This window comes from Pseudoalteromonas sp. M8, from assembly GCF_018141365.1.
GTDB lineage: Bacteria > Pseudomonadota > Gammaproteobacteria > Enterobacterales > Alteromonadaceae > Pseudoalteromonas.
In genome coordinates this window covers 585,689-597,534 of sequence record NZ_CP047239.1, presented here as the reverse complement: position 1 = coordinate 597,534, position 11,846 = coordinate 585,689, and the positions used below count along the sequence as shown (strand labels likewise).

Annotated in this window: 7 protein-coding genes; all 7 read right to left on the bottom strand. The window is 41.5% G+C overall.

What is annotated here, in order from left to right:
- Window positions 1–146: 146 nt before the first annotated feature.
- The 7 genes from GSF13_RS02340 to GSF13_RS02310 all read right to left on the bottom strand — a co-directional run bounded on the left by GSF13_RS02340 (window position 147) and on the right by GSF13_RS02310 (window position 11,756).
- Window positions 147–1,283 (bottom strand): hypothetical protein, encoded by a 1,137-nt coding sequence (locus GSF13_RS02340; RefSeq protein WP_102058518.1) that lies wholly within the window; start codon window positions 1,281–1,283, stop codon window positions 147–149.
- Between the two features lie 122 nt (window positions 1,284–1,405).
- Window positions 1,406–2,914, bottom strand: coding sequence for a hypothetical protein (locus GSF13_RS02335; RefSeq protein ID WP_174170648.1), 1,509 nt, complete (start codon window positions 2,912–2,914; stop codon window positions 1,406–1,408).
- An 11-nt stretch (window positions 2,915–2,925) separates the two neighbouring features.
- A complete protein-coding gene (locus GSF13_RS02330; protein ID WP_102058520.1) occupies window positions 2,926–3,765 on the bottom strand; it encodes a GEVED domain-containing protein in 840 nt (279 codons plus the stop codon).
- 11 nt (window positions 3,766–3,776) lie between these two features.
- Entirely contained in the window at window positions 3,777–5,024 is a 1,248-nt protein-coding gene (locus GSF13_RS02325) for an internalin (protein ID WP_206471169.1), read from the bottom strand.
- 56 nt (window positions 5,025–5,080) lie between these two features.
- Complete coding sequence (locus GSF13_RS02320) at window positions 5,081–7,024, bottom strand: Hint domain-containing protein (protein ID WP_010607429.1); 1,944 nt, start codon at window positions 7,022–7,024, stop codon at window positions 5,081–5,083.
- 10 nt (window positions 7,025–7,034) lie between these two features.
- Entirely contained in the window at window positions 7,035–10,712 is a 3,678-nt protein-coding gene (locus GSF13_RS02315) for a PKD domain-containing protein (RefSeq protein WP_211865897.1), read from the bottom strand.
- Between the two features lie 507 nt (window positions 10,713–11,219).
- On the bottom strand, window positions 11,220–11,756 hold the full coding sequence (locus GSF13_RS02310; RefSeq protein WP_102058524.1) for a hypothetical protein: 537 nt from the start codon (window positions 11,754–11,756) through the stop codon (window positions 11,220–11,222).
- Window positions 11,757–11,846 lie beyond the last annotated feature (90 nt).

Sequence of the window (11,846 nt, the reverse complement as noted above, 5' to 3'; positions counted from 1 at the left end):
AAAATCAATAGACTAAAAGGAAGCAGTACATTTTGCTAGAGCCATTATAACTCATTGATAATTAAAACGAGAAGCGAGGCTATATAGCCTCATTGGTTGGAGAACAAAATAATAAGGACGAGTGAATAACGGAATAAGCGTGTTGTTTAATCAACGTTTGCGATTGCCGATTCAATGCGGTTCTCGCATAGAGTCGTGCCAGGCAGAGTCGCACAGTATTCGCCAGCTTGCTCGAGCCCAATGCGCTGAGAATTGCGAGCTGTAATACGAGCTGTAAGCTGTTCGATTTCAAGCGGGTCTTCAGACACAGCTTTAAATGCACTCAACCTTTCTATTTCGTCATACACTAAATCTTGATAACTTCTGAGTCTGGCGGACAGTGCAATATAGCGGTTAGGTATTGCTGTTTGACCAGCATAGGCGAGATCATAATGGCCAGAGTCTTCATAGCTTTCGACTTCGTACTTTAAAACGTTTAAATGTTCGTCTTTAAGGTCGTCGACATAATCACCACCGTCTAGTAAGTAGCTAAATAGATTGTCGGCATATGTAATACAGGGAGTTAGGTTATCTGTTTTGCAGTGCATGGTGCCATTTTTACTGAGTCTAGCGAGTTCCGGCGTCATACCTCCATCGGTATTCACCTGAATCGTATAGACGGCATCTTTGGTTGCCTCTTGAAATACTTTGGTTTTAGTAAAAGTTTTACTGAAAAATAGAAACTTCACTTTGATTTTGGTCTGAAACCATTCGTATTTTGTGCGATCTTTAAAATGGAGCTTTGCGGTAATATAGATACGAGAACCAAGTTTGATATTGTGGATGAAGCTGTCACCACAGCGGTTTCTTACCTGAGTTGGATCTGTACTGAGCAGCTCGACAAAAGCGGGTTTGGTGGTTCGATTTTCAAAGTTATAACTTCCTTTTTCATAGGTTAACTCGACCGCTGAGGCAGCTGAATTTCTATTTTTGGTTACTTTCCTGCGCATGGAAAACTTGGCTGAGCCACCAAAAATAACTAAGTTGATACCAGCCTTTACACTACCTGTAATAGTATTGATCATGGTGTCGGAGTCAAAATCGCCACGATAAGCCAAGTCGCCCATGCTACCACCTTGAAATTGCCACTGACCATCGAGGCACGATTCAAGCGGTATGCCTAATTCCTGTTCAAATCCCTGTCCGAGTTGTTCATGCTCAGTATTTAAAGAGTAATAGGTATGTGCATTTGTATAGAAGCTTAACAGGCCACAGAGCACTATTAATATGGTTCTTAAGTGCATACATAAATTCCTGTAGATGGTTTACTGTGGAAAAGACGTGGAAGTAATAATTCAATATTCTACTGTTTATTACTTGCCACGCCTCAATTGGACTAATTGAGTCTTAGTGTTTTTACGACACACTAATTTTCAAAAGCGGTTCCATAAGTTGGCAGGGCTGATTTACATGGTAGCCAAACCATCACGCCCGCAGCAGGGTCATTTGCATCAACAAAAGAAGGCGCCCAGCCCAACTGTCTAAACCCAAGTGATACATGATTTTCTTCAACCCCAAAGTTTGCTGTTGCTTCTCGGGCATTTTCACATTTGAAGTATTGCGTCATGTTATCAGCTGGTATATTCAGATCGGCAAGCGTGTAGTTTTGTATGCAGCCGACGCCACTACCACTACAGGTATTTAGGTAATCGTTCCACGCATCTGTACAAGCTGTACCATAAGGATTATCGCGACAAACTCGAGCATATTGCTCATAAATCCATGCATTGTTGTAAGCCGCTTCTTGTACACCTTCTGCTTTTTGACGTTGTACATCCGTCATCCAACTAGCGTATTGCGCAAGTACACCACGCGCACGGTGTTCATGATTAACCGACTTTTTGAATTGATCTTCAAGCCATAAAGTACGGTAAGTGGTTTCAAAGCGAATATCTTTATTACCTGAATCTAAACGACGTACATCTTGTGAGCTGATCTCGTAAGGCGTAGCCTTGTAACGCACTACGTTGTAATCAGATAATGCATTAAACTGATTACCAAAATCGTTCTTCGCATAGTTCACTGCTTGCTCAAATAAAGTAAAGCAAGGCTCGTAGTTATCGAGCGAACAAGTGATAATATTGTTAGGGATTATGCTGAGAAGCTGTTTAGGATCACCGCCTTTTTGTAAGGCTCTGACGGTAATGCGCACACTTTTCTTAAGGTCTTCGTCGATATAATTAAGCTTACCATCGACGCTAATACCAATATTACCAGCACCGTAACTTACCCCTAAGTAACCACCAATCTCACTTTTGTGCTGCTCACTTAAGTATTCAATTTTCATGTTAATGAGTAGCTGTGCACCGTATTCAATCTCACTGATAAATCCATCGCCAGCCATGCTCATTAGCTTACTTTGGTACTCATTTGCTAGCGTATTACCTGACGGAGTCAAGGTGTAACCAATGTTGGCATCCGCTGGCATAAGTACACGTTTTTTCGGTGTTAATGATGCTTGGAAAGTATAAGTATTAGAAAATTCAGTCGAGGACATCTCTTTGGCTAAGTGACCGCCAGCTTTCACACGAATGACTGGAAAGCCAACATCAACATCAACATTACCATTGAGTTGACGGAGCACTTCGTCATAGCTGCCATTGTTTACTAGTTCAAATTGCACACGGGTATTGCCGAGAGTTTCAACAGTTTCCCCTGCGACAGTTTGAACATTCAAAAAGCGCTTTTGGTCACTGTTATAAGCCGTACCTAGTACAATGTGATCGTTCATCAATCCAGGGATTTCGCTCTGAAAAGTATTTACATTCTGTGCTTTTTGCATTAATTCCGCTTCTTTCACAAAATTGGAATCTGCGAATGCGAAAGGTGTAGTGCCGGCAATAAGTGCCGCGATAGTCTGTTTGTATAAGTTCATGTTGCCACCTATTACTTCACGTAAAGGAGGTAATCTTCTACCTCTCCGGAGTCTACTTCTTTACATGCGTCATTGCTGCCACCCAAGTAATCCATAGTGACGCGCATTTTCGTCATGCCCTTTTTGGCGCCCGTTGGCGGTGTAATTTCTACCTGAACTGCTTGCTCAGAAACACCAGCAAATAAGGTTTCTTTTGTATCGTTAAAATCACCATCTTGGTTCCAGTCAATAAACACATGCCAAGTCTCTGGGTATGTTTCTGCACTACTAAATCCTGGGGTTAACGTTAACTGGTAGCTTTTATCTGCATATATTTTCGCGGTATCGCCGACATAGTTACTGTAAAAGGTGTTGCTACTGGTATTTTCAATATTTGAAAATTTAACCGATTTGATAAACTCATAAGCACGTTCACGAGACTTCGTGGTGCAATAATTCGGTATTGCAGGTGTGATCATTACAGCACTGATCCGGTAATCAGACGGGATTTGCAAACAAGATGTCGTTGGCGATTTACCCGCAAACCAATTCTTTGGATTCGCATTGTCTTCATCTCCAAAGGTAAGGTATTTCGCATCAGTCCTGAGGGTACTATTTTTGTATAGCATTACTTTTTTAAGATTTGCTATTTTCTCATCATTTGGAATGGGAGTAGTGGGATCAAAGATATTATCAGAGACTTCAACCAATAGTCCTGGGTAGCACTTTTCCAACCATTGAAAGCGTCCTAGCGCTTGTTGTGGCGTAAGTACATCTCGAGATTCAAATAAAGTCGTATTTGCCTGCGCTGATGGTGTAATTGTGGCAGCAAAGGAGGCAATTAATGTGCTGGTTAGCATGACTTTTAACATAGTCTTATTCCTTATAATTCTAGCCATTTACGGTCATACTGATGAACGCGGCCACGAGTCTGTAACTCTCTATCGCGGCAGTAATTACCAATTGGATTACGCTTACAGTAGTCAACGGCGTCCGCCAGAATAAATGAGTTAAAGAGTGCATTATCGCGAATAGTTTCTAATGCAGTTCGATGTGAGTTATTCAACTCACTGGCATAGTAATTGAGTAGGTTATCGGCACGACGATTGTCGAGAATTGCTTGCACCCAATCATCGCTCATGTTTTTGAGCGCCAATTTAGTTAGGATGCTTTTGGCAGGATAGACATCATCAGGTACTAAGGGAGATAGGCTTGGTCCTGAGTCGGTATAACTTTGTGTTAAGACTCGACCGACATTGTATTTATCTAAGGTATCAAACTGAGTGACGTAGTTAGTTTTGATGTAATCGATGCTGTTTTTAAACACATCAAAGCATGGTGTTGGGTTTTCCATCGTACAGTTGACGAGTTGATTAGGGATCACCTTCAATAGTTCAGTTGGATCACCACCAAGTTGTAGCGCAGAAACGGTAATTTTGATGTTACGCTTCACATCTTCGTCTACTTTTTGCAGTTTACCACTGACACTGACTTTACCCGCCCAGTCAACACCAAGCTGACCACCCCATTTGACTTTGTCTTCGTCATTTTTATATTGGAACTTGAGATTGATCATAACTTGAGAGCCGTACTCAATCGCTGATACAAACTCATTACCAATATTATTGAATTTATCTCCAGGATTAGCATTGACCAAATCAAGCGCCGCTTGTGTTGGCTTAAATCCTGTTTGAGGATCTGCAACTAGCAGCCGTTTTTTTGGTTTTAAGGAGAGAAATAGGGTGTAAGTGCCGGTGTAGTTATCTGCGGCGTTTTGTTTTGCGTAGCTTGCGCCAACCCCAACTTTTATGACAGGAACATCAAGTGCAGCGCCTAAGTTACCATCTAGCATGCTAGATAGTTGGCTATAGCTCATATCTACACCGACTACAAAATCCATTTCGGTATTACCATAGGTTTCATCAACTCGACCAAGTACACTTTGCAGTGCATAAAAGCCTTCTTTTTCGCTATGGTAAGCAGTACCGAGTGTCACTGAGTCTAAATCAGAATTATTTGCTTGGGTAGTGAACTCTGGATTAGCAACTTGATCCGCAGTAGCTGAAAAACTGCAGGCAAAAAGTCCCACTACCCCCATGGCACGTGCCAATGGAGAATATATAAATTTCATGTTGAATTCCTTACTGAGAAGTATGGCCCCTCAATAGGAGAGGCCAGATGCAGCGATTAGTTCAGGCTGTTGATGTAGTCTGTTTTCCACTTTTCAGGAAGACGTTGAAGAATCTCTTCTTCTGACATGCGTAAGTCCTGATCTTTGTAGTTGAACTCATCTTGTGTAGCAAGATCGCCTACCGCCATACCATTGGCAAACATGGCAAAATTACGAGACTCAGCTAGTTTAGAATCTGCTGTTGGAGCAAGTTTTAGGTTATAAATCTTGTCGCGATACTTCTCTTTGGTCACGCTAGTAACCAGCACTGACCCATCCTCAGTTAAGATACGGTCACCAACTTTTAGTTCTTTCGCCCAAATAATTCCTTTATTTGACGTTGAAATTGGGTGAGTTTCAGTAGTTAAGATATCAGAGCCATCGGCGCCTTTTACGCGATACATCTTGATAGCTTCAATCCCAACCGATACATCAATAACTTGCATTGGTTCTTTAACTTGGGTATTCGAAGCAAGTGCACCTAATACCAAATCGCCTTTCGCAATGTCTTCAATAGCAAGTTGTTTTCCATCGGCCATGGTGATCATTGTGCCCGTTGCTAGACAGCTGTATCCTAGCTTCATCATAGGCAATACTTCACTATAGAAGTTACCAAAACGTGTTGATGTTTCTGAGGTTAGTGAAACTTGGAATGCAACGGCACCACCACGTCCTTTCTTAAAGTACGGATAACCTTTCACAGCAAAGGTCATATACCAGTTTGCTTCAGCGATATTAGAGAACAGTTTAGCATTACCAAAACGCCCTTCTGAACGTGGAATATTCCAGCGAATAATCGACTCTTGGTTTACTGTATCAACTTCAAACTCCAAGTAATCTGAAAATTGCTTAACGGCGTTTTCGAGCCCTTTATAGCTTTGCTTTGTCGCGCCGCCATAGATACCTTCCTGTAGATAGATATTCGTTGGTTCATCTATACCGTTTGGTAAATCGCCCACAGTTGGATAGATTTCAGTGATCTCGTGAGGAACGCGTAATTCGCCGTTGAATGGGATATTTACATCGGTAATTTCATTCGGTTCACGGTATTGATCTGCTGCGTAGTCACAGTCAGCGTGACTACGATTTAAACAAATCTTAATAACAGCGTCGTTGTTCTTATCGATAGGCGCAGTCGCATTGTATTTCGGACGTGTATCCAATGATGAGCTGATCCCTACGCTAAGTGCAGAAGCCTCACCTTTTGCAACTGGTGAAGTAGAGCCATACAGCGCTTCAAAGTGTTCCCATGAGAATGGGTATTCAGTGTACTTCATCGTCGTGCTGATAGTGCCATCTTCTTGCTCAAGTTCAACGTATGAACTGGCGTAAATGGTATCTAGATCGGGAAAATTTGCTTTCAATGACTTTAGTGAAATAGTCGAAGTTGCAAGCGTGTCTTTACCGTCTAATACATTAAATGTAGAACCTAAAGGCGCAAGCTGATTGCCGTTTGCATCTTCTAATAATAAGTCGATGTAGGTCGCTTTTGTGCCGCCAAAACGAGAGCTTTTCGCGCGTACAATCAGGTATGGTTCATTAGTATCTGATGAAATGGCTAGGTTCATATCTAAGAAGAAATGCGCTTCTTTAATGATATCCACATCCGTTTCGCTAACAGGTGGTACTGCGGACGTTGTGATGTTCATTTTTGCTGATAAGTGCTGTCCTTTTGCTACGTCTAGTGTTTTGTGTAGCTGTGGGAATTCACTCTCAATACGATTTGCCTTCATTAATCGAGACTTTGCTAATTGATAGTGCTGCGGGTTGGACATATCGAGTTTACGGATCCCGAATTGATCCGGTTGAGTTACCGCGGTGCCTTGTATCGCTGCTGGTTCAGACTTTTGCTTCGATGCAGAGGTGGCTTGTTGATCAACACTGTTGCTAGCAGCTACTGCGTTACTGACTGCTAACGCGATTGCAAGCGGCATGAGCACCTTTTTGTTTAGTTTTTTCATGTTATTTTCCTTAATTCTTATAGATTTCTACAAGGTAGTCTTCAATTTCTCCGCTCCCCGAGGTTGCGGCACTGCTATAGTCAGAGCAAGGATCGATACTGTTTACTCTGCTAAATCCGTAATACTGCAAAATTCTCATACGAGTCGTCGTGACAGGTTGTGACAACTTATTACTTGGAATGCTAAATTCACCTTCAACATAACCTTTGCCGTAGTCTTGGTTAGTTTGGTCGAAGTCCATTACTAAAAGTTCTGATTTGTTGTTTCTCCAGTCACCATCACCAAATTGACCATCATTGTTTAAATCAATCCAAATATGATAATTTTCAGCGAATGTTTCTGTGCCAGCATAGCCAGCTTCAATACGATAGGTATTATTCTGTGTGGCATAGAGTTTGATTGGATTGTTAGGATTAACAACACCAGACTGCTGCGCATTGCTAAGCGGACCATCTTGATTGAAAGTCACACTGCTGATGTGTTCATAGTCAGTGATACCTACAGCTGTGCAGTATTCAACGGGCTGAGTGGGCTTTAGTTCTAACACCATATTCTTGGTACCAGTGACTCGTTCTCCTCGAACAAGCCACCAAGGTTTGTCATAACTGATAGTCAAGCTTGCGGTATAGGTTCCAGCTGCTTGATAGGTATGATCTGTATCTTGGCCGAAACTATCATTCTGATTGTGCGTTGATCCGTCTCCGAAATCCCATACTAAAGTGACATTAGGATTCCAAGCGGCATTGTCAGGTTTTGCGGTGGTGTTATTAAAGCTGACCTTAAACGTACCGTCTGCTTGCTCGGCTACCGTGTAGCTCACTTCAGGAATAAAGCTTGTCTCGCCAATTTTTACCGTTTCACTGGCCGATTGTGTACCATCAACATGGTTAACTGTGAGTGTAATAGTGTATTCACCATCAGCTTGGTAGGTGTGCTGAGTGTCTTTTACCGAGGACGTGGCACCATCACCAAATTGCCACTGTATGGTGCTACCTTGAGGGATAACACTTTGGTTTGTGTCTACATAAACAGTGCTACCGGATTTACGAGGTGTGAATCTTGCGGTGATAGTTGTGTTAAACTGAACCTGTTTGTTCCAATTTCCTATGACTTTGTTGAATCTGTCATATGCTTTTAGCTCGACCGTATAACTTCCAGCTTGCGCATATTGATGAGTAGGCGATTTTTTACTACTGGTTGAGCCATCTCCAAATTCCCATTTCCAACGTTTAACACGTGCATCAACCGTGTTGTTATCAAAACTCATTTGATTAACACCTTGGTTGGCGGTGATTCTCAAATCAACAGGGTCATTGTTTTCAGTGAGTTTAACTGTGTAGTCTTCGACTTCGCCCCAGGACATATCTCCGCATGCAGACTTCACTAAACCAAATGACACCATAGTACGAAGGCGATAGCTTTGATTTAGCTCACCACTCAATGAGATGTCGCCAGCCAATTGCGTCTTACTGCTTCCAAAGAGTACAAGTTCCTCAGTCTTATGGAATAGGCCATCGTTGTCTTTATCTAACCAGACATAAAAATTCTTTGTTTTGTCTTGAGTATCTGGGTGTGGCGCTGCGGTCAGCGTTACATTGAGTGCTTTACCGTCTTTTACTTCGACGACATCATATGAGTAATCACTGTAATTGCTTGAGGTGGAATCATTTTTGTAACTATTTAACGAAACTGATGATAGGTAATACTTACTGTGATTGATGCCTTGTGCCGGACAATAGTCATCAAATACTTCAATGGGTAGTACAAATGTATCGGACTGGCCAGAAGGTGCGATGGCAGTCAGCTCAACGTTGTATTTGCCTGCGGTAGTGAAATTATGTTTTGGCTCAAAGGCGCTGTTTTGTGCACTTCCATCACCAAAGTTCCACTGCCATTGCCAGCCTTCGCTATTACTTGCCGAGACTTGCTGGCCATCACTACGGGTTAAGTTCTTAAAGTCAAAAGCTAAGAATTGGCGATCAAAACCAAGTTCGCTCTCAAGTCCACGGTCTACCTTTAAACTTATACCGACTTGTGCAAATGCCTTACGTATGTGGTTTTGTAATTCAGTGGCTTGCCAGTTACTACCATCTTGCTTTGTAACCCCATCTTGAGTCAGCTGATCAGTCACTGTGTGGGTTTGTCGCATTACACAATCTGCACCAGTAAGATAAGTACTATTGCTGGTCCAGCAATTTTTATTTGCGTTAGCAAATAGAATGAAGGAGTATTTTGTATTCCAAGGAGAGGGGTCACTATCTAGGTCAGCAGTAGTAAGGTAGTAAAAAGCTTTGTTAAACACCCCAGCGCCATGGTGGGACGTGACTGAGTCGTCATAGTCATCAACATGATCGATTGAGTTTCCATCTAGCGTCGGAGTTTCAAAATAACGTAGAGCATCATCTAGGCGGAATGTTTCGTGATTGCTTTTCCAGTCATTCGATCCAGAGTAAAAAAATTCAGCTGCCTCACCAGCCATATCGGAAAACGCTTCGTTGATAGCACGAGCCTGACCTGTCAACATTGACTTTGGTGTACTTGAGCCATACTCCTCAGTAAAACCATGGGCGATTTCATGGGCGACAACATCTAAGGAAACCATAGGGTAAAAGAGGTAGTCCCCATCACCAAAATAGACCTCGCCGTTTTCATAAAATGCCTGATCCATATTCAGACCATAATGGACATTCTGAATTATCTTTTTATTATAGTAGGGCTTATGTCCCAGATATGCTTCGAACATTAAACTCGTTGTTTGTCCGTGATGATGGGCATCATTCAAAGCAGAGCGAGCTCCGTGATATTCTTTATAATCATTACGAGTTGAATCTGAGCAGTTATAGCTATAAGGCGTATTAACTTGCGCTGTGCCGTGATTGTAGTTTCTGGTCTCAACGTTCTTTGCATCAAATAAGCAGCTAGTTTGCTGAGCATCGGTTTCCATTGCGACGACAAAGGTCTTTGGTGGGTAGGAAACATAATCAGCTTGTTGGTAATCTGGACGTGCAATCTTGTCATTGCCAGATGGACCGCTTCCACCTTCATACACAACCCGCTGCAATACATCGGATTGGCTGATAAGCTCGTTTGTTGTTAAATCGACAAAGGAGATGATCCTTTGAGGCTTAAAAGGAGCAGAGTTAAAATCGGTGAAAAAAGTAAGTTTAGCTGCATGTCGAGCTTTACCCCGATCATCTATATAAATAACTTCTTCTGTTGATTTACGTCGAAAAACTCTAGGGCGTTCACTGGCAAATTGCGAGATGATTGAATCTAATGCTGCGTTAAGTTGGTCATCAGACGCTGGAGTTAGTGCAGGTAAATCTTTAGCAACGTCTACAATGAGATCGCCATAAACTTGCTCAACTACGCCATTTTCGTCCGTAAGCACAACAAGGTCGTGATTCCAGATAGGTATATTTTGGTATTTTTGAGTTATGGTATGGCTTTGCCTAGTTTGATCTACTTGGCTTTGATGAAATGTAAGTGTGTGACCTGTGTATTGCGCAGCAAATGTTTTAAGCGCGAGTAGATAGTTTTGATTAGAATCATCACCAAATGTGGATTGTTTTTGTTGTAAAGTAGACGCAATTTTCTGCGTGTCATTGAATAAAGAGACGCGTTCAGCGCCGTGACAATACATACTTATCGCAGATGCTAAAACGCACAGAGACTTTAACCCTTGCATGTTAACTCCATAATTATTTTGAAGATTCCTTCCCACTAAAACGCAACTACTCAGTACATGAGATAAAAGAGCGAATGAGTGCGGCTGATTATTAGTGCTATTACTTTGAGCACAAACTCTAAGGTAATAAAGAATTTCAAATAAATAAATAACAAAAAATAAACAAAATTATAACTTTATGTTTTCGCTGGGAATTTAGGGAGCGATTTTGTTTTTTGTTATTTTTATCTAACTAATTATTATTATTGAATAAATCTAAATTCTTTGAGGCCTGAGAAAAACGTAAGAAAAGCTCACACGCTAGAGGAAGTAATCATCATTTTGTAATTTAAAGTAAATTTAAATGCTGGTGGGGTTACTGGGTGTTTCTTTATTGGGAACTTTGCGCACTATTGATGAAATAAAAAGGATAAGAAGTGTTGTTTTAGGTTGCTTGATTAAAGAGGAAATTGCTCTGGTAAAAAGTACCTAGTGACTTTGCAAAAGCTAGGTACTTTTTGTGATTTTTTATTGGACGGTTACATTGATGTAGTTGGTTACAAAGGGCACTATTTCTATGGTTCCGGTCGCATAGACTTTTTTACCCACATCTTCACCTTTTATCTTTATATAGTATTGGCCGGCTGGAATAACAATGTCAGCGTAATGGCGTGTGCCAAAGTGAATAGTATCGCCTTTGACCAACCAGCCCTCTGGTGAAACTTCGTATAGATAGCCTTCGCACCTTATTTTGCCAATTCGCGGATGTTTGCATTCATTAAACTTAAGTCTAGTTTTACCACTTGGGTTTTTTGCCGTTTTTACAAATGCCAATGAGCCATAGTCTCGAGCCGTTTTCGTTGCTTGATGAGGCCATATGTCTTCTTTTTCGACTGAGTAATCGTTACTAGAGCCACTACCGGTTGCTGAAACAACGGTACCTGAACTGCCAAAAATACCATTAATAGCACCGTCTACACCGTCATTCACGACACGGTTGATATCATTACTTTTACAAGCAGTGAGTGAGGCGAGAGAAAGCGCGATAAGCGTTACTTTTTTCATTATTTGTCCTTGAAGTTCCATTCTCAGCAGCATTTTAACTGTGTTAGCTATTTTTCAAAGCTTAATTAAATATTTAACGATTTATTAAGC

What these genes read in the sequence shown, in the direction of transcription:
- GSF13_RS02310 (WP_102058524.1), bottom strand. Translation starts at nt 11,756, where the DNA reads ATGAAAAAAGTAACGCTTATCGCGCTTTCTCTCGCCTCACTCACTGCT.
- GSF13_RS02340 (WP_102058518.1), bottom strand. Translation starts at nt 1,283, where the DNA reads ATGCACTTAAGAACCATATTAATAGTGCTCTGTGGCCTGTTAAGCTTC.
- GSF13_RS02335 (WP_174170648.1), bottom strand. Translation starts at nt 2,914, where the DNA reads ATGAACTTATACAAACAGACTATCGCGGCACTTATTGCCGGCACTACA.
- GSF13_RS02330 (WP_102058520.1), bottom strand. Translation starts at nt 3,765, where the DNA reads ATGTTAAAAGTCATGCTAACCAGCACATTAATTGCCTCCTTTGCTGCC.
- GSF13_RS02320 (WP_010607429.1), bottom strand. Translation starts at nt 7,024, where the DNA reads ATGAAAAAACTAAACAAAAAGGTGCTCATGCCGCTTGCAATCGCGTTA.
- GSF13_RS02325 (WP_206471169.1), bottom strand. Translation starts at nt 5,024, where the DNA reads ATGAAATTTATATATTCTCCATTGGCACGTGCCATGGGGGTAGTGGGA.
- GSF13_RS02315 (WP_211865897.1), bottom strand. Translation starts at nt 10,712, where the DNA reads ATGCAAGGGTTAAAGTCTCTGTGCGTTTTAGCATCTGCGATAAGTATG.